The following is a 17,546-nucleotide window of genomic DNA, read 5'->3' on the forward strand; positions in this document are numbered from 1 at the left end:
GGCCGATGCGACCTGAGGCGACCGGCCCGACGTGAGCGACCGACGGGGACGCGCCTGAATCGTCCAGGGTCACGAGCGGCACGGCTTCCGGCGCCGGAGACGGCGACTGCCCCGTCTCCGGGGCAAGTGGTCCCGGCCCCCTCAATCGACGCCGTCGGCACCGCCCACGACGACCAGGAACGCGTCGGAGGCGAGGTCCATGACGACCTCCGCCGCCTGGCCCTCCTGGCGGCGCGCCTGCGCGAACTCCTCCGCGGGCCACGACCCCCGTGGTCCTCCTGCGGGAAAGCGCTCCAGCACCATTCGCCCGTTCACCGTCTACCTCCATGTCACGCCGCTGTGGAGAGTTAAACGCCTGCCGTGGGGTGAACGGCTCGGGCAGTGACGGTACTGAGACGAAGTCCACACCAGGCAGCAGCACAGCCGCGACGGACCCCGCGGGTCCTCTTTCTCCTCGCGTGAGCCGGCTCTTCCGCCGGCCGACTCCTCGGTCGGTCGCCCTCGGGTGTCCTGTCCCCAAGGCTCTACGGCACCCGCGCCCCGAGCGTCACACCGCGACGGGCCGCGCGGGCGCGGTCCGCAGTCCCGCGTGCTCGCGCCGCTCGGCCAGTTCGCCGAGGAGTTCGGCGATCCGCTCGGTGTGCCGGGGCGTGAGCCGACCGGTGTCGTCGAGCTGCACGGCGCACGCCGTGGTCGTGTCGACGAGCCGTTCCAGGGTGGCCGCGACCGCGCCGGTGCCCTCGGAGTGCCGTGCCAGGGCGGGGAGTTCGGCCGCGGCGAGATCGATCGCGGCACGGGCCTCGGCGAGCGCGCGATAGGCCTCACGGCGCAGGACCCAGCGGCCCGTACGGTCGCGGGCCGTACCGTCGCTCAGCACATGGGCGAGATAGACGTCCGCCGCCTCGCCGGCCCGGGTGAGCCTCGCCCGCACGGTCCCGCCACGCTGCCCGAGTGTCGGCAGATGTCCGACGAGCAGCACGATCGCGCAGGCCAGCAGGGTCTCCGCGATCCGGTTCCAGGAAGCCTGCGGCTCACCGCCGACCATCACCAGGGCGAGGACGAGGACCGTGACGACGGCGGTCTGCGCGGCGAAGTGCCGGGTGGCGACGGGGATGAGGGCGCCGCTGACCGCGACCAGCGCGACGAACCCCTCCGGCCGCGGCAGCAGAAGGGCGAGCCCCGCGAAGACGACCGCGCCGAGGACGGTGCCCGCCGCACGGCACATCACGCGGGAGGCGAGCGGTCCCAGATCGGGCTTGACGAGGAAGACGGCGGTCGCGGGGAGCCAGTACCAGTGCGGGTGGTTGCCGTACCAGCGCGCGTGGTGCAGGGCCTGTGCCACGGCGACGCTCGCGCCGAAGCAGAGGGCGACCCGGAGGCCGTACTCGCGGCCCGCGGCACCGATCGCGGTGCGGACGAGGGAGGCAGCGGTACGCCGTCTGTTGTGCAGGGCGTTCCCGAAGCCCCGGTCGAAGGTCTCGGCGGCATGCAGCAGTGCCTCGTGGAGGGCGCGCAGCGCGGGCACGACGGGTGTGCCGCCGGGCGGGCCGGACCTGGCGCCGGGGACGGCGGGCGCCGGCAGCGGCCCGGTGGGGGCGCCGGTGCGGACCGCGACGGCGAGCCGCCGTGGGCCCTCCGCGGCCCGTGCGGGCACGGCCTCGCCCGCCCAGGCGAGCGCGGTCGCGGCCTCGGCGAGCGGCAGGGCGGCGGCGTACTGCGCGTGCAGCCGCCGCTCGGCAGCGGAACTGGCGTACCGCCGCAGCCGGGGCCCGTCGAGCGCGTCCTGCGCGTGGTCGAGGGCCGCGGTCAGCGCGACGCGCCGCCGGGTCGCGTCGGGTCCGCCCACGGCGAGCAGCAGCCGGGCGATGGCGTCGTACACACCGCCGACCGCGTCCCGCTCCCCGTCGAAGCGGTAGTCGCCGGTGTTCACCGCGGTCGTCGGCAGCGCCAGCCGCAGCGCGAGGAGCCAGCCGGCCCCGCCGAGGAAGAGCAGCGCGCGCACCCAGCCCGGTTCGGGCAACGGCATCCCGGCCCCGATCGCCGAGGCGACCAGGAGCTGGGTGCCGGCCCCGGAGGCCACGGGTCCGACGGCGCTGACGGCTCCGGCGAGCAGTCCGAGCCCGGTGAGAACGAGGGTGAGCGCCACGGCGCCGGTGTGCTGTCCGGCGTACGAACCGATGAGCAGACCGGTGGCCCCGGCGAGGGCCGGTACTCCGAGCCGTTCGACGGCGACCCGTCGGCTGCCCGGCCGGTCGTTGATCCCCGTCAGCATGGCGCCGAGGGCGGCGATCACTCCGAGTGAGGTACGCCCGCTCAGGACGGCCGCGAGCAGCAACGGCCCGGAGGCCAGCGCACCCCGCACGACCGCGTTCCAGGGGACCGGTCCGCGCTGGGCGCGCAGGGCATGGGCGAGCCAGGGCGGTACGGCGAGGGGGGTGATGCGCACGGGGCTCCTGTCGGGCGAGGGCGGGTGCCTTCGGGCGACGTCGGCCGGGCTCGTGTCGTTACCAGGGTAGTGCGCGTCGTCCCCGGACGGCGAACGCGCGGATTTCCGCGACGTGACATTTCACGGGGGACGGGTGTGGCGGGCTTCAACAGCAATCCACGGGGGGACGGGCATGGCGAGCTGCGGGAGCAATCCACGGCGCGGCCGGCGTGAACAGCTTCGGGAGCATTCACGGGGGACGGGCGTGGAGAGTTTCGGGAGGGAGGAGGAGCGGGTCCGAGGGCGTAGCCGGCCCCCGGACCCTGAGATGCCGCCATGTCGCACGCCAGCACGCTTGAGGACCCAGGTCAGTCGTTATGTCGCCGCGTCCTGCCTTTGGACCACCACGCATCGAGCTGCGCGGACTGGACTTGAACCAGCATCTCGGCGTACTGGGGCCTGGGCCCGGTCGATCCGGCGATCGGCGGCGAATGCTGAGTCTGGAGCAATAGTCTGAGATTGATCACGGTCTGCCTCTGCCGAGTTGGGCTACCGCGGCGCGTGGACACTCCGTGGATCCGGAGTGCCGCTTGGTGCCGCGGGGAGGACTCGAACCTCCACTGGAACCGTGCATTCACGACAAGCCTCAGGTTCAGCTTGCGCTCCTCGCGCACCCCGGCCGCGGTGCGTTGTGGCCGGGGAGTTCAAAGGCTACCCCTGTGCGAACAGGTAGCCGAAGACGGCGTCGCCGACGCGCTGGTCGACGACATCCGCGCCGTTGGCCTCCTCGCGGGCGAACTTGACCGCCTGCTGCAACTTCTCGACACGGTCGAGGAGTTCGTTCACGCGCCGCGCGGGCAGGGCGCCGGAGAACTTGACGGTCGTCCAGTACCCGACGGGGATGTCCTCGTAGTACACCTCGACCTGGGCCGGGTGCTTCTCGGTGGCCTCGGCCTTGACGTGGTTCCGCGGGACCTTCTTCGTACGAAGGGTCCGCACCGGCTCGGTCTTCCAGGCGTCCGTGGAGGGATCCCGCACCCAGGACTCGGAGGCGTCGAGGACGGGCAGCTTCCTTACGAAGGTGTTGAGATCGGTGAGCTGCTTCTCGAGGAAGAGCAGATAGGACACCGGCACCTCGGCGACGAGTACGCGCCCGTCCACCACCACATCGGCCCTCGCCGCGCAGTTGGCCCAGTCCTTGGTGGCGGTCACGTCGAACAGCCGCGTCAGGGTCGCCGCGGTGGCCCGCAGCACGTCCTCGGCCTGCACCTGGACCCGGGTCGACTCGGGCGGCAGCTGCTCGCCCTCCTCGTCCTTCGGCTGGTACGTCCGCGAGATGCCCGCGAGCAACGCGGGCTTCTGCAGGCCATGATGAGCAGCCGTCAGGTCCTGATGGGACTTGGACTTGATGCCCTTCTCCACTGCGATGATCTGATTGAGTTTCGCCACGTCGGTGACCGTAGCAGCGCCGACGGGGATCACTCGAAGGATTATTCGCCCGGGACGGGCCCAGCGCCTCCGCCGCGTGTTGGTTCGCCCCATGCCCGTCCGCCCCGTGCCGGTTCGTCCCATTCCCGTCCGCCGCGCGTCGGTCGGCGCCGCGTCCGTCCGCCGCGACCGGCGCGCCGTCGGCGGTAATGGAGGTGCGCGGGCCCGTGCCGGACCCGCATCATCGGCAGGTTGTCCGCCACCCGTCGGCGGACCCCACCCACAGGAGCCCCCATGGTCCAGCGCGTCACCGTTCCCAGCCTCTTCGCGCCGCCCGTCTACGCGCACGCGTCCGTCGTCGAGGCGGGTACGAAGCTCGCCTTCCTCGCCGGGTCCGTGCCGCTCGACGCCGACGGGAAGCTGGTCGGCGCGGGCGATCCCGTACGCCAGGCCGAGCAGGTACTGGCCAACCTCGACGAGCAGCTGCGCGCGGTGGGGAGCGACATGGCCCATGTCGTGTCGACCGACGTGTACGTCGTCAGCGGTGAGCCCGCGGTGCTGTCCGCGGTCTGGAATGTCGTCGAGGCCTCGGGGCTGAGCATCGGCCCGCACTCCTCGACCCTGCTCGGCGTGGCCTGTCTCGGGTACACCGGGCAGCTCGTGGAGATCACGGCGACCGCCGTCGTCCCCGGGACCGAACCGACGGCCGGCAGTGGGCCCGACCTCGCCTGACACCCGCGGAACACTCACGGGGGGCGCGTCGTCAGCCCCGCGGACTCCGCCGCCGCGGTCAGGACCTGCCTCAGCATCACCGGCGTGAGGCGCCCGGTGAAGGTGTTCCGCTGACTGACGTGGAAGCACCCGAACAGCTCGACGGAAGCGGGGGCGGTATCGGTACCGGCATCGATGCCGGTACCGGTACCCGTGCCGTCCGGTTCCGGCCGCCGTACGAGCGTCACCCGCGCCCCGTGCGCGAACGCCGGGCGTGGCCGGGGCACCGTCCAGCCCGCCTCCGCGAGGGCCGGCAGGGCGGCCTGCCAGCCGAAGGCTCCGAGGACGACCACCGTGCGCAGCGTGGGCCGCAGCAGCCCCAGTTCCCTGACGAGCCAGGGTCGGCAGGTGTCCCGTTCCTCGGGCGTCGGCCTGTTGGCCGGTGGCGCGCAGTGCACCGGAGAGGTGACGCGCACCCCGTACAGCTCCAGTCCGTCGTCGGCGCTCACCGAGATGCCCTGCGAGGCGAGCCCGACGTCGTGCAGCGCCGCGTACAGCACGTCACCCGACCGGTCCCCGGTGAACATCCGCCCGGTCCGGTTGCCGCCGTGCGCTGCGGGGGCGAGCCCGACGACGAGGAGGGACGCGTCGGGCGGCCCGAACCCGGGCACCGGACGCCCCCAGTACGTCTGGCCGGCGAAGGCGGCGCGCTTGGTGGCGGCCACCTCTTCGCGCCACGCGACAAGCCGCGGACAGGCCCGGCAGCCGGCGACCCGCCCGTCGAGCACGGTGAGATCGGCGGAACGGGCCGCGTCCTCCGCCGGAGCGCCGCTGTGCACATCACCACCGTACGGCCGGCCCGCCCACGCCGGATCCGCCGCGCGGACCCCCACCTCGCCGGGTGCTACGTCATCTCCGCCCCCAGCGCCAGGAACCCGCAGATCAGCAGGAAGAGGAGGGCGAGGAGGGGCCAGATGAAGCGCAGGTACTTGTCGTAGCCGACCTTGGCGAGGGCGACGCCCCCGATGGTGACGGCGGTGGTGGGGACCCAGAGGTTCATCCAGCCGCTGGCGGCCTGCCAGGCGGTCACGACGACGGCCCGGGAGACGCCCGCGAAGTCGGCGAGCGGGGCGAGGATCGGCATGGCGAGGGTCGCGTGGCCGGAGGTGGAGGGGATGAGGAAGGCCAGCGGCAGGTTCACGATGAAGACGATGATCGCGAAGAGACTGGAGGAGGTGCCCTCCACGATGCCCTCGATAGAGTGCAGAACCGTGTCGGTCATCTTCGAGTTGTTCATGATCACGGTGACCCCGCGGGCCAGCACGATCACCAGCGCGGGCGAGATGAAGTCCGCGGCACCCTGGACGATCGTCGCGCTCAGCTTCTGCTCGCCCATCCGCGCCACCACCCCGACCAGCACCGCCGCGCACAGGAACAGCGCCGCCAGCTCGGGGAAGGACCAGCCGAGCTCGAACCCGTACGGCCGCGCGTCCGCCTCGCCGGTGAGCGCGCTGGACCACGGCACGACGGAGAAGATCATGAAGGCGAAGACCAGCGCCGTGGTGACGAGGACCGCCTTGTGCAGACCGGTCAGCTCGGGAACCTCTCCGGCCGCGTCCTGGGCGTGCTCGCGGTCCCCCGGCAGGAACCCGGTGATCGAGCGGTCGGGGCTCCGCTGCACCCGGCGCGCGTACCGGATGACGTACCCGATCGTGACCGCCGTCAGCACGACCCACATCACGAACCGCAGCACGATGCCGTCGCCGAGCGAGATACCGGCGGCGGACGAAGCGACGCCCGTCGCGAACGGGTTCACCGTCGAGCACAGCACCCCGATGCCCGCGCCGAGGATGATCGTGCCGAGGATGATCGTGCCGACCGCCACCATCCGGTCGTAGCCGAGCGCCAGCATCAACGGCACGATCAGCCCGTAGAACCCCAGCGTCTCCTCGGCGAAGCCCTCCACCGTGCCGAGCACCGAGAACACCAGCATGATGCCCGCGATGAGCAGCGCGCCACGGTTCCTCAGCCGGTGGGCGAGGAGGCCGATGCCCCGGTCGAGCGCGCCTGTCGCGAACACCACCGTGATGAACGCCCCGATGGCGAGCACGAACAGGAACACGCCCGCGCTGCCGTACAGTTCGCCGGCGAAGTCCGGCCCGACCTGCGCGGTCTTCTCGTCCAGGATTCCGTAGAGGCCGTTGACGGGCGAGAGGAAGAGGTCGTTGAGGCGGTCGACGAAACTCTGCCCCGAGTCGACGCGGTGGTACGTGCCCTGGATCGGCCGGCCCTCGGGCGTGCGGTCGTACTGTCCTGCCGGGATCAGGAACGCCAGTGCCCACACGGCGATCGTGACGATCGCGAGGACGGTCAGCGCGCTCGGGAACGTGAACCTGCGCTGGTGCGGCGGCTCTTCGGTGCCGGGCGCCTCGGTGCCTGCCGGGGTGGTCACCGGCCCGTCCCGTCCACGCTCACGCGCTCTCCCCCGCTCCCGCGCGGAAGCCTGCCGCGTACTCCCTTACGAAGGCGCACATCGCCACCACGGTGTTGCGCAGCTCCGAGAAGAGGACGCGCTCGTTGGGCGCGTGCAGGTTGCACATGCTGTCCTGCGCCCCGAAGAGCAGCACCTCGGCGTCGGGTGCGGCCCGTGCGAGCCCGTTGACCAGCGGAATCGAACCACCGGTCGCGATGTACGACGGCTCCTCGCCCCAGGCCTCGCGCAGCGCGGTCAGCGCGGCGCGATAGGCGGGGCCGCCGGTCGAGGCCTTGTAGCCGGGGCCCGTGTCGCCCGGTGTGACGGTGAGCGGGACGCCGAAGGGACGCAGCGAGCGCAGATGGTCGACGAGCGCGGCCTGCGCCTCCTTCGCGTCCTGGCGCGGATGGAAGCGGAGGTTGAGCTTGGCGCGCGCGTACGGGACGACGGCGGAGGCCGCGTGTTCGACACCCGGCGCGTCCAGGCCGATCACCGTGATCGCGGGCCCGCTCCACAGCCGCTCGCCGAGACTTCCGCTGCCGATCAGCGGGATCCCGTCGCGGACACCGGCGAGTTCGCGGAACTCGTCCTCGGTGTACGTCGTTCCGCGCCACTCCTCGCGGCGCAGCCCCGCCACGGCCACATCACCCTCCACGTCGTGCAGCGTGGACAGGGCGGTCAGCAGCACGAGCAGGGCGTCCGGCGCGGCACCGCCGAACTCCCCGCTGTGCCGGGGCTCGTCGAGGGTGCGCACCTCGACCACGACCTCGGCCGCACCGCGCAGCGCGGTGGTCAGGGTGGGGCTGCCGGGGCGGAGATTGCCCAGGTCGGCGATGACCATCGCGTCGCACGCGAACCGCCCGGGATCACTGGGCGGATAGTCGTCGAAGGGGCTGCCGTACTCCTCCTGCCCCTCGAAGACGATCTTCACCCCGACCGGCGGCCGCCCCTCGTACGCCCGGAGCATCCCCAGGTGAGCTATCACGTTGGACTTGTCGTCGGCGATCCCGCGGGCCCGCAGACCGCCCTCGACCGGCGTCGGCTCGAAGGGCGGCGACAGCCACAGCCTCTCGTCCCCGGGGGGCTGCACGTCGTAGTGCGAGTAGAGGAGGACCGTCGGCGCGTCCGGGTCCGGCGGCGGGATCTCCCCGAAGATCACGGGGGCGGTGCCGGGAAGATCGATGCTCTCGACCCGCTCCACCCCGGCGTCCCGCAGCATGCCCACGAGGAGATCGTGGGCCTCCCGCACCGGCTCGGCCGGGAAGCCGGGAAACGCGACGGAGGGGATGGCCGCGAGGCGTTCCAGATCGGCGCGGAGGCCGTCCATCAGCACGTCGACCTTCGCTGCTGTCTCCATCCTCGGTCCCCTCTCCTGTTCCCCGGACGGCTTCACCGACAGCCTCCGCCCGCCCCGGGAGCGACGCATCCGGTGTGGTCCGTGCGACGGAAAAGACATGCGGTGTCCCGGGCCGCGGGCATTAGAGTCGGGTCATGGCTTCTCAGGGTGCTGACGGGGAGATGAAGGGCGCGGGGACCGAAGGCGGGCGCGGCGCGAACGCCGGGAGGACCGCCACGGCCGGTTCGAGGGCCGAGCCCGGGACCGAGTCCGGGACTGGCCGGACCGGCTCCAGGGCTTCTGCCACGGCGGCCTCCGGGACCGGCTCCAGGACCGCTTCCGGGACCGAGTCAGGTGGCGCCTCCGGGACCGAGTCCGGGACCGGCTCCGATGCCGCTGTCACGGCGGCCTCCCCGACCGCTGCCGCCGTGAGGGCCGCCGTCGCCGCGGGGCCCGCCGGCGGCGAGAGTGTGCGGGTCGACGCCTGGATCTGGTCCGTCCGTCTCGTCAAGACCCGCTCGATCGGTGCCACGGCCTGCAAGGGCGGTCATGTTCGGGTCAACGGGGAGCGTGTCAAGCCCGCGTACTCGGTCCGCGTCGGCGACGAGGTGCGCGCGTGGCACGAGGGCCGCGAACGGGTCGTCGTCGTGAAGCGCGTGATCCGCAAGCGGGTCGGCGCGCCCGTCGCCGCCGAATGCTATGTCGACAACAGTCCGCCGCCTCCGCCGCGCGAGGCAGTGGCTCCGGCGGGTGTCCGGGACCGGGGCGCGGGACGCCCGACCAAGCGGGACCGCCGCGACATGGAACGTCTGCGGGGAATGCAGACGGGTTCGTCCGGCCCCGTGCGAACCTCGGGCCCCTCCACGGGACCGAGCGGCTCGGCCAAGTCCCCGGGCACGACCGGGTCCGGAGGCTCCTCCCGCCACTGACCCCTCCCCGCGCCCGTGACTTCCCCCCTCCCGGTCCCGCCCCCGCCTCCGGTTCGTCGGGCCGCTCCGGTTCGTCGGGCCCTGGTTCGTCGGGCCGCTCCGGCACCGTCTCGGCTTCCCGGTCGTCCTGAACGCCGCCGCACCGGTGCGCGGGCCGACTCACCGGCCGGCTCTCCGGTGCACGGGCCGATTCCCCGGCGGGCATGGACGTACGGCATCGAGGGCTCCCCCGTTCCGGAGGAGCCCTGCGTCCTTGCTGTGCCGTCACGCCCGGCGTCCGGCCCGCCGGCGTACCAGGCGGAGCAGTTCGGTCGTGTGGCCGCGCCTGGCCCAGGCGATCAGGCCGAGCGGGAGCATCAGGATCAGCGGGGTCGCCACGTACGGGCCGTGGACGACGGTGACATTGACGATGAACGCACCGACCATCAGAGCGCTCAGCGCCAGCGCGGCCGCCGAGTCCAGCAGCGGGATCAACAGGGCCAGGCCTCCGGCGAGTTCGAGCGCGCCGATGATGTACATGCCGGTGTGGCCCCAGCCCAGCTTGTCGAACGACTCCGTCGCCGAAGGGTGGGCGATCAGCTTGGGCAGGGCGCTCGCGAACGCGTAGAAGAGGCCGAGGACGACCTGGAGGGCGGTCAGGGAGATCCGGGCGGCACGGGAGCGGGGGGTGAGGGCGGCGCGGGTGGCGGTGAGGGGGACGGTGGTCTCGGACACGGTGGTCTCCTGTGGGAAGCGGTGGCTGCTTTCACAGAGGTAGACCCGGGGGCTGCCGGGAACTCATCGGCGCTGAACGGGATTTGTCGCGCCCGGCGGCCGCCGCTCACCCCTTCACGGCCCTCACCCATGTCCCGTCGTCCGTCAGATAGCGGTCGACCTTGAGCCCCGCCTCCGCCAGCGCCTCCTCGAATGCCTCCTTCGTCAAAGGGCGGGACAGGAACGTCTGCGTCCAGGTGGCGTCCGGGAACGTGTACTCCGCGCGCACCGAGTCGACCCCGTCCCCGACGGGTTCGGCGGACAGGATGCGCACGACGAATCCGGACGGGTCGGCGCGCTCGCGGGGCACATCGGTGTGGTAGTTCTCGCCCTCGCGCTGGATCAGCACACAGCCGTCGTCCGCGACATGGCGGGCGCAGGTGTCCAGGAGCGCCCGTCGCACCCGGACGTCCCCGGCGTGCACGAGGAACGACGCCAGCAGCACGACGTCGAACGTCTCGCCGAGGTCGAGGTCCTCGATGCTGCTGCGTATGCGGCGTGTCCCTCGGACGTGCTCCAGCATCTCGGCGGACTCGTCCACCGCCGTGACCGCGAAACCGAGTTCCAGGAGCGGGTGGGTCATCCGGCCGACCCCGCTGCCCAGCTCCAGGATGTGCGAGGCGGCGGGCACGGCCGCGGTGATGATGTCCGGTTCGGTTCCGACGGGCAGACGGGTGTAGAGCTCGACCGCGCAGCCGTCCGGTGTGATGGCACCCGGTCCCGTGCCCTCGTACCCCTGACGCATTTCGATCCTCATACCCGTCCAACGGACGGCTTCCGCAAGCCCGTTCCCTCCTGCGGTCACTCGTTCGGGTGGCATGTTCGAGGGACATCCGTCCGAGTCCGGGCCCGGCGGGACGGACTACAGCGCGAACCAGCCCCGTCCTCCGTACCAGTGCCCGCCCGCGCGCAGATGGTCGGCCACCGCGCGCTCCACACTGTTGCGCCGCGGCAGTTCGTCGAGAGGGAGCTCCGGATCACCGAAGACGAAGCCGACGGGCATCGTGTCGTCCGGGGTCCTCTCCTCGTGCACCAGGTGGAAGCGGTCCTGGAAGCGAATGATGTTGGAGTCGGCCGGCAGATACCGCTTGAGCTGCGGGTCGAGCAGCCAGGAGTCGCAGACGGCCGTCCCGTGGCGCTCCTCGGGGTAGTGGCGGCCGAAGAACTCCCGCGCCAGGTCGAGCGAGCGGTCGCACGCGTCCGGGGAGAGCGGGCCGCGGAAGTCGGCGATGTGCAGGCTCAGACAGGGGGCGCCGGGGTCCAGGGCCAGCCCCGCCGCCTCGGCGGCACCGGCCGTGCGCCGCCCCAGCAGGACGCGCTGGAACTGGAGCCGGCCCAGCTGGAACAGCTCGCCGTGGAAGTGCAGGGCGATCCACCAGGGGAACAGCAGTCCGGGACCGCCGGCCCTTCTGTGGTGCACGGACACATGACGGCCGAGGTCGGCGAGCGTGCGCCGCGAGACGTCCTCGGGCACCCCGCGCTCCCGGTGATGGGCGCGGACGTACGGAAGCGCCGCTATGAAGACGTACAGAGGGAAGCAGCGCCCGAGAAGTCCCGTCGTCGCGGGGAAGGCGGGCGGCTCCCAGCCCTTCCCTATGTCCCCCATGTCCCGTACGAAGCGGGTGACGCAGCGCGCGAGGAGGGTCATGGCCTCCGGATCGGCGGTGAACCGGGACCGCAGTGCGACGAGTTCGTTGATGTGTTCATGGGGCACGGACAGGTCGAGCAGGACGTCCGGCAACGCGTCGGCGTCCGGGAGCGCCGCTTCCCGGAGGTCGGAACTCTCGCTCTCCAGGTCTCTCAGCCACTCGGCGGTCCTCGCGTCCGCCCGCAGCGTCCTCAGCAGCACCGTCGCCTCCCCCGGCGGCCGTCGCCCGACCGCTCTCCCCTTGGTGAACGTGCACCACGAAGAGTACGTTTCCTCGTAGGAGTGGTGATCCTGATGCGTACGGGCAGTGAACCGGTGACGGCGCGCAGTGCTCTGCGGATGCGCTTCTGGCTGAGCGTCTGGGGCCTGATCTGGGCCATCTTCGGGACGGTCGCGTTCATCCTGGTGGGGCGTCCGGGGTGGGCGGCCGCGTGTGCCGCGCTGTGGGTGATCGTCACGGTCGACATGACCATGATCCTTCGGCACATCAGGCAGGGCCCGCACTACCAGCCGGGCCGTGACGTCCCACCGTACGAGCCCGTGGACGACCGGCGCGCGTACCGGCCGCCTGAGCGCCGCCGGCCGTCCAGGCCCTCGCACCCCTGAAACGACCGGGCGGTGCCGATTCGCGGGAAACGGCGGGCGGCCGTGCCGCTTCGCGCGGACGCGCTACACGTCGAACCGCGCCGCCCGCAGATACTGCGGCTGCGGGTCGAGCGCGGCCGCCAGTCTGAAGTGCCGCTTCGCCTGCTCGGGGCGCCGCTGGCGCTCGTAGGTCCGGGCGAGCGCGAAGTGCGCGAACGCGTTGTCGGGCTCGCGCTCCAGGACGATCGTGAACTCCAGCTCGGCGGGCCGCAGTTGCGCGGCGGCGAAGAAGGCACGCGCGCGCAGCAGCCGGGCCGCGGTGTTCTCCGGGTGCGCGGCGACGACAGGGTCGAGCAGCTTCACCGCACCCCGCGGATCACGCGCGGCGAGCAGCTGCTCGGCGGCGCGGAAGTCGATGACATGCGTCTCGGGAGTTCGTCCGATCGATCCGCTGGTCTCGGGCACGGCAGAGTCCTTCCCTCGCTGCAAGGGTTCAACGCCCCTCCGGAGGGGCGCTATTCCGGGCGCTGCTCCGGGCGCTGCTCCTGGGGGTGGCGGGCTCTGCGCACGAGATCGGCCCATACGTCCCGTACGCGCCGCTCCAGTGTCTCCAGGGGCACGTCGTTGTCGATGACGATGTCCGCGATCGCCAGACGCTTGTCGCGGGAGGCCTGTGCGGCCATGCGCGCGCGGGCGTCCTCCTCCGTCATGCCGCGCAGGCGGACGAGACGGTCGAGCTGGGTCTCGGGGCGGGCGTCGACGACGATCACGAGGTCGTACAGCGCGGCCAGGCCGTTCTCCGCGAGCAGGGGTACGTCGTGGACGACGACGGCGTCCTCGGGCGCGGCGTCCTCGAGGGCCCGCGAGCGGGCGCCGACCAAGGGGTGCACGACCGAGTTCAGGACGGCGAGCTTCCGCGGGTCGGCGAAGACGATCGAGCCGAGCTTCGGCCGGTCCAGGCCGCCGTCCGCGGCGAGGACCTCCTCGCCGAAGGCGTCGACGACCGCCGCCAGCCCGGGAGTTCCGGGCGCGACGACCTCCCGCGCGATCCTGTCCGCGTCGATCAGCACCGCGCCGTGCGCGACGAGCAGCCGTGACACTTCGCTCTTGCCGGCGCCGATGCCACCGGTCAGACCCACCTTCAGCATGCCTCGCAGCTTAGGCCCTGCCACTGACAGGCCCTCCGCCCGGGAGCCCGGAAGTCCCGGGAGCCCGAGAGGGGGGTCAGGCGTCGCCTTCGCGTTCCGCCAGGAAGCGCTCGAACTCCTGGCCGATCTCGTCCGCCGAGGGGATGTCCACCGGCTCCGCGAGCATGTTGCCGCGGGTCTCGGCGCCCGCGGCGGCGTCGTACTGGTGCTCAAGGCCCTGGACGAGCGCGACGAGTTCCTCGTCGCCCTCCTGGATCTGGCGGTCGATCTCGGTCTGGGTGCGGTGCGCCTCGGTCCGCAGGGCGTGCGCTATCCCGGGGAGCACCAGGCCGGTCGCGGCCGTGATGGACTCCAGGACGGTCAGCGCCGCGTCCGGGTACGGGGAGCGCGCGATGTAGTGGGGCACATGCGCGGCGACACCGAGAACGTCGTGACCGGCCTCCATGAGGCGGTACTCGATCAGCGACTCGGCGCTTCCGGGGACCTGCGCCTCGTCGAAGGGGCTGCGGTGGCCGGGCACCAGGTCGGTGCGGTTGCCGTGCGGGGTGAGGCCCACCGGGCGGGTGTGCGGGACGCCCATGGGGATGCCGTGGAAGTTCACGCAGAGGCGGACCCCGAGACGCTCCACGATCTGCTGGACGGCGGCGGCGAAGCGCTCCCACTCGGTGTCCGGCTCGGGGCCCGACAGCAGCAGGAAGGGCGCGCCGGTGGCGTCCTGCACGAGCCGTACCTCGAGGGTCGGCTCCTCGTACTCGGCCCAGCGGTCGCGCTTGAACGTCAGCAGCGGACGGCGGGCGCGATAGTCCACGAGCCGGTCGTGGTCGAAACGGGCCACGACCTGATGGGGCAGCGAGTCGAGCACCCGGTCGACGATCTGCTCGCCGGTTTCGCCCGCGTCGATGTATCCGTCGAAGTGGTAGAGCATGACAAGACCGGCCGACTCCTGGGCGAGCGCCATGTCGACCACGGCCAGGCCCTTCGGCTCCCATGCGTACAAACCCTGCGGATCAAGCACTGTGACCGCTCCTCCTCGTGTTCGTAGGGCACAACGTGGTGCGGAGCACGGACATTCCCGTCCGTGCTCCGCACCCCTGCCTCATGCCGGTCCACCGGCCTCCCCGAGCGGCTGGAAGGCGTTCAGGGGGCCGGTGGGGGCACCGGCGGCGGACCGCCGCCGGTGCAGCACACGGGTGTTACGAGGACAGCACGCGCGCGTGGAGCGCGGTGACGGCGTTGCGGGCGGACGTGAAGGCGCCGTGCTGCCAGGCGTCGGTGTAGCTGAGCCAGTCACCCGCGAAGTAGACCCGCCCGGTGGGCCGGTTCAGCGGCTTGTAGCGAACGTCGTCGGGCCCGCCGGGGGTGCTGTGCCAGGCGCCTTCCAGGTGCGGCGTCTGGCGCCAGTGATGGGAGAAGGACGAGTCGAGTTCGGTGCGGTACTTCTCGCCGTAGATCTTCACGCCGGCGGCCACCGCGCGCTTCTCGCGCTCCTTGGGGGTGAGCTTCGCGTACGAGTCGGCGTCGGAGCCGTAGTTGTAGTAGCCGATCATGACTCCGCGCCGGCCGTGGAAGCCGTACGAGGGGTGCCAGATGTGGGTGACGTCCAGGTCGGTCTCGGTGATGCCGCCGTAGATCCGGTGGTCGAGCTCCCACCAGCGGGACCGGTACTCGAGGCCGATCTTGCCCGCGGACTGCGGGGTGATCGCCTCCAGGGCACTCTGGACCCCGGAGCCGAGGTTGTGCGGGATCCTGGCGAGGATGTTGGGCGGCAGGGCGCCGATGCAGAAATCGGCGTCCAGGGTCCTGGTGCGCCCGCCCCGGGTGTATGTGACGGTGACGCCGTCCCCCTTGTCGGTGATCCGGGAGACCGCCGCTCCGGTACGGACGCGGTGGGCCCCGATCGCCCTGGTGAGTGCCTCGGGTATCCGGTCCATGCCGCCCACCGGCTGGAACATCAGCATCGCCTGATCGAATTCGAACTCGAAGGAGAAGTACCGGCCGACGCCGGAGGCGAAGACCTCGGAGGCGCTCGGGACGTCGCCGAGGAGCACGCCCGGGGTCCCCGCGGCGGCGGGGACGGTGGTGTAGCCGCGGCGCGGACCTCCCTCGTAGGTGAGCTTGTCGCCGAGTTCGCCGAAGTCCTTGAGGAACTCGACGAGCCGCTCCCGGTCGGCGGCTGTCAGCTCCTTGTCCAGGGCGCCCTTGTCGGTGGCCTTGGCCAGCAACTCGGAGACGTAGCCGTAGACATCGGCCTTCGCGGTCCGGTGGCGCATCGGCCTGGTCATGCCGGCCGACTCGTTGTAGATGTACGCGTCCGCGTTCGTATTCGTGAACACTTCGACGGGGACGCCGAGTTCCCGGCAGTAGTCGAGGGTGACCATCCACTGCGGGAGGCGGGCCGGACCCGCGTTCATGTACTGACCCTCACCGAACCGGGCCGTCTGCGTGTTGCCGTACAGGTCGGTGGTCGAGTCACCGCCGCGCACGGTGAAGTTGCGGCCGCCGGTGCGGTCTCTCGCCTCCAGGACCGTACAGTCGTAACCCGCCTTGCCGAGCTCGTACGCGGAGGCGAGGCCCGCGATGCCGCCACCTACGATCACGACCTTCGCGGCCCCCCTCCCGGAGAGCGTGAAATCGCCCGGCTTCGGTGCGCGGAAGGGCTGTTCGCGCTGGGCGGCCTGCGCGGTGGGCGCAAGGCCGAGGGCTCCCATGGTGGCGAACATCGCGCCCGCGCCGCCGGTCAGACCGACGTTGCGCAGGAACGCCCGCCGGCTCGCCGCTGTCGGTCGCTCGTGTGCTGCCATGCCTTCGACTCCCCTCACGATCTTGAATGACCCGGGGATCCTGGCAACGGCCCGTTACAGCCCTGCGGTTACTCGTGTATCCGACACGTTTCCCTCCTCGCACACCGGCCTGGTCCAGACCTTGACGCGGACCCGCAACCTCCCTACGTTCATATGGGCACCCCAAGTTCATGTACGAGAACAAATCTCTTGCGAACCGACGGGAAGGTCACCCCCCACATGCGCATCCGACGCACGCTTCTCATCCCCCTGCTCGGCGCCGCGGCGGTCACGGCCGTGGCGCCGGCGGCGGCGCTTCCGGCGAACGCGGCCCAGGTCATCGAGGTATCCACCGCCGCCCAGTTGAAGTCCGCCCTCACCTCGGCCGCCCCCGGCGACACGATCCACCTCGCGGACGGCACGTACACCGGCAACTTCAAGGCGACGAAGGCCGCGGGCGCGGGCTCCCGCATCACCCTCAGCGGCTCCTCGAAGGCCGTCCTCACGGCGGGCGGCGGCTACGGACTGCACCTCAACGGCGCCTCGTACTGGACGGTCCAGGGCATCACCGTCACCGGCGGCCAGAAGGGCATCATGATCGACTCGGCGAAGGGTGTCGTCGTCGACAGGGTCACCGTCCACGGCCTCGACATGGAGGGCGTCCACTTCCGCAACTCCAGCACGGACGGCGTGATCAGCAACTCGAAGATCTACGACACCGGCAACGACGGCCGCGGCATGGGCGAGGGCGTGTACGTGGGCACGGCCGGCGGGACCTCGGACAAGAGCGACCGTGTCCAGATCACCGGCAACACGATCGGGCCGGACGTGGGCGGCGAGAACGTCGACATCAAGGAGGGCACGACGGGGGCGCGCATCACCGGCAACACCTTCGACGGCAGCGGCCTGACCGGCGCCAACTACGACGACTCCTGGGTCGACGTGAAGGGCAACGACGTCCTCGTGGAGAACAACAAGGGCACGGCCACGACGAACGACGGCTACGAGACCCACACCCAGCAGTCCGGCTGGGGCTGCGGCACGGTGTTCCGGGGCAACACCTCGGACCTGCGGGGCGCCACGGGCGACAAGCAGCTGGCGGTCAACGTCACCAACTACGGCACCGGATGCAGGACCACCGTGTACGCCTCGAACACGGTGACGGGCGGCAAGGGGCTCACCAACATCACGGTGACGCCCTGACACCCTCCCGGAGAACGACCCCCCATGGAAGTGGGGGGGGGGGGGGGGGGGGGGGGGGGGGGGGGGGGGGGGGGGGGGGGGGGGGGGGGGGGGGGGGGGGGGGGGGGGGGGGGGGGGGGGGGGGGGG

General features: G+C 71.8%; 17 protein-coding genes. 4 read left to right on the forward strand and 13 right to left on the reverse strand.

The window, feature by feature from the left end:
• Positions 1-141: 141 nt before the first annotated feature.
• The 3 genes from ACFYW9_RS36525 to ACFYW9_RS36535 all read right to left on the reverse strand — a co-directional run bounded on the left by ACFYW9_RS36525 (position 142) and on the right by ACFYW9_RS36535 (position 3,874).
• Positions 142-315 carry a hypothetical protein gene (locus tag ACFYW9_RS36525; protein WP_329299068.1) on the reverse strand — a complete coding sequence of 58 codons (174 nt, stop codon included), beginning with the start codon at positions 313-315 and terminating at the stop codon, positions 142-144.
• A gap of 232 nt (positions 316-547) precedes the next feature.
• On the reverse strand, positions 548-2,446 hold the full coding sequence (locus ACFYW9_RS36530; RefSeq protein ID WP_389159409.1) for an FUSC family protein: 1,899 nt from the start codon (positions 2,444-2,446) through the stop codon (positions 548-550).
• A 690-nt stretch (positions 2,447-3,136) separates the two neighbouring features.
• Positions 3,137-3,874 (reverse strand): hypothetical protein, encoded by a 738-nt coding sequence (locus ACFYW9_RS36535; RefSeq protein ID WP_261703435.1) that lies wholly within the window; start codon positions 3,872-3,874, stop codon positions 3,137-3,139.
• A gap of 273 nt (positions 3,875-4,147) precedes the next feature.
• Between ACFYW9_RS36535 and ACFYW9_RS36540 the strand changes: the two genes are divergently transcribed.
• Complete coding sequence (locus ACFYW9_RS36540; protein WP_389159410.1) at positions 4,148-4,585, forward strand: RidA family protein; 438 nt, start codon at positions 4,148-4,150, stop codon at positions 4,583-4,585.
• Between the two features lie 14 nt (positions 4,586-4,599).
• On the opposite strand, the gene ACFYW9_RS36545 is transcribed toward ACFYW9_RS36540, so the two are convergent.
• The 3 genes from ACFYW9_RS36545 to ACFYW9_RS36555 all read right to left on the reverse strand — a co-directional run bounded on the left by ACFYW9_RS36545 (position 4,600) and on the right by ACFYW9_RS36555 (position 8,394).
• Positions 4,600-5,403, reverse strand: a complete 804-nt coding sequence (locus ACFYW9_RS36545) for a uracil-DNA glycosylase (protein ID WP_389159411.1) — start codon at positions 5,401-5,403, stop codon at positions 4,600-4,602.
• 65 nt (positions 5,404-5,468) lie between these two features.
• Positions 5,469-7,016 (reverse strand): YfcC family protein, encoded by a 1,548-nt coding sequence (locus ACFYW9_RS36550; RefSeq protein ID WP_389159412.1) that lies wholly within the window; start codon positions 7,014-7,016, stop codon positions 5,469-5,471.
• A 19-nt stretch (positions 7,017-7,035) separates the two neighbouring features.
• The gene (locus ACFYW9_RS36555; RefSeq protein ID WP_389159413.1) at positions 7,036-8,394 is read right to left on the reverse strand and encodes a M20/M25/M40 family metallo-hydrolase; all 1,359 of its coding nucleotides are present in this window, start codon (positions 8,392-8,394) and stop codon (positions 7,036-7,038) included.
• Between the two features lie 407 nt (positions 8,395-8,801).
• Here ACFYW9_RS36555 and ACFYW9_RS36560 point away from each other — a divergent pair, with 407 nt between their 5' ends.
• Entirely contained in the window at positions 8,802-9,302 is a 501-nt protein-coding gene (locus ACFYW9_RS36560) for an RNA-binding S4 domain-containing protein (RefSeq protein WP_389159414.1), read from the forward strand.
• 264 nt (positions 9,303-9,566) lie between these two features.
• Here ACFYW9_RS36560 and ACFYW9_RS36565 read toward each other — a convergent pair whose 3' ends face one another.
• The 3 genes from ACFYW9_RS36565 to ACFYW9_RS36575 form a co-directional block, all read right to left on the reverse strand.
• Complete coding sequence (locus tag ACFYW9_RS36565) at positions 9,567-10,016, reverse strand: DoxX family protein (RefSeq protein WP_389159415.1); 450 nt, start codon at positions 10,014-10,016, stop codon at positions 9,567-9,569.
• Between the two features lie 106 nt (positions 10,017-10,122).
• The gene (locus ACFYW9_RS36570) at positions 10,123-10,800 is read right to left on the reverse strand and encodes a class I SAM-dependent methyltransferase (RefSeq protein ID WP_351873034.1); all 678 of its coding nucleotides are present in this window, start codon (positions 10,798-10,800) and stop codon (positions 10,123-10,125) included.
• Between the two features lie 117 nt (positions 10,801-10,917).
• On the reverse strand, positions 10,918-11,904 hold the full coding sequence (locus ACFYW9_RS36575) for an acyltransferase domain-containing protein (protein WP_389159416.1): 987 nt from the start codon (positions 11,902-11,904) through the stop codon (positions 10,918-10,920).
• A 93-nt stretch (positions 11,905-11,997) separates the two neighbouring features.
• Between ACFYW9_RS36575 and ACFYW9_RS36580 the strand changes: the two genes are divergently transcribed.
• The gene (locus tag ACFYW9_RS36580) at positions 11,998-12,309 is read left to right on the forward strand and encodes a DUF6343 family protein (RefSeq protein ID WP_351873040.1); all 312 of its coding nucleotides are present in this window, start codon (positions 11,998-12,000) and stop codon (positions 12,307-12,309) included.
• A 63-nt stretch (positions 12,310-12,372) separates the two neighbouring features.
• Here ACFYW9_RS36580 and ACFYW9_RS36585 read toward each other — a convergent pair whose 3' ends face one another.
• The 4 genes from ACFYW9_RS36585 to ACFYW9_RS36600 all read right to left on the reverse strand — a co-directional run bounded on the left by ACFYW9_RS36585 (position 12,373) and on the right by ACFYW9_RS36600 (position 16,156).
• Positions 12,373-12,753: a tetratricopeptide repeat protein gene (locus ACFYW9_RS36585; RefSeq protein WP_351873043.1), complete on the reverse strand. Its 381-nt coding sequence runs from the start codon at positions 12,751-12,753 to the stop codon at positions 12,373-12,375.
• Positions 12,754-12,803: 50 nt separating this feature from the next.
• Complete coding sequence (gene coaE / locus ACFYW9_RS36590) at positions 12,804-13,436, reverse strand: dephospho-CoA kinase (RefSeq protein WP_389159417.1); 633 nt, start codon at positions 13,434-13,436, stop codon at positions 12,804-12,806.
• A gap of 76 nt (positions 13,437-13,512) precedes the next feature.
• Entirely contained in the window at positions 13,513-14,451 is a 939-nt protein-coding gene (locus tag ACFYW9_RS36595; RefSeq protein WP_328453617.1) for a PAC2 family protein, read from the reverse strand.
• 178 nt (positions 14,452-14,629) lie between these two features.
• Complete coding sequence (locus ACFYW9_RS36600) at positions 14,630-16,156, reverse strand: flavin monoamine oxidase family protein (RefSeq protein ID WP_389159420.1); 1,527 nt, start codon at positions 16,154-16,156, stop codon at positions 14,630-14,632.
• Between the two features lie 300 nt (positions 16,157-16,456).
• On the opposite strand from ACFYW9_RS36600, the gene ACFYW9_RS36605 reads away from it, so the two are divergent.
• Positions 16,457-17,419, forward strand: coding sequence for a right-handed parallel beta-helix repeat-containing protein (locus tag ACFYW9_RS36605; protein WP_389159418.1), 963 nt, complete (start codon positions 16,457-16,459; stop codon positions 17,417-17,419).
• Positions 17,420-17,546: the final 127 nt, after the last annotated feature.

Source organism: Streptomyces sp. NPDC002698, from assembly GCF_042888945.1.
Lineage (GTDB): Bacteria > Actinomycetota > Actinomycetes > Streptomycetales > Streptomycetaceae > Streptomyces.

What these genes read in the sequence shown, in the direction of transcription:
- ACFYW9_RS36540 (WP_389159410.1), top strand. Translation starts at nt 4,148, where the DNA reads ATGGTCCAGCGCGTCACCGTTCCCAGCCTCTTCGCGCCGCCCGTCTAC.
- ACFYW9_RS36555 (WP_389159413.1), bottom strand. Translation starts at nt 8,394, where the DNA reads ATGGAGACAGCAGCGAAGGTCGACGTGCTGATGGACGGCCTCCGCGCC.
- ACFYW9_RS36570 (WP_351873034.1), bottom strand. Translation starts at nt 10,800, where the DNA reads ATGCGTCAGGGGTACGAGGGCACGGGACCGGGTGCCATCACACCGGAC.
- ACFYW9_RS36580 (WP_351873040.1), top strand. Translation starts at nt 11,998, where the DNA reads ATGCGTACGGGCAGTGAACCGGTGACGGCGCGCAGTGCTCTGCGGATG.
- coaE (WP_389159417.1), bottom strand. Translation starts at nt 13,436, where the DNA reads ATGCTGAAGGTGGGTCTGACCGGTGGCATCGGCGCCGGCAAGAGCGAA.
- ACFYW9_RS36600 (WP_389159420.1), bottom strand. Translation starts at nt 16,156, where the DNA reads ATGTTCGCCACCATGGGAGCCCTCGGCCTTGCGCCCACCGCGCAGGCC.
- ACFYW9_RS36605 (WP_389159418.1), top strand. Translation starts at nt 16,457, where the DNA reads ATGCGCATCCGACGCACGCTTCTCATCCCCCTGCTCGGCGCCGCGGCG.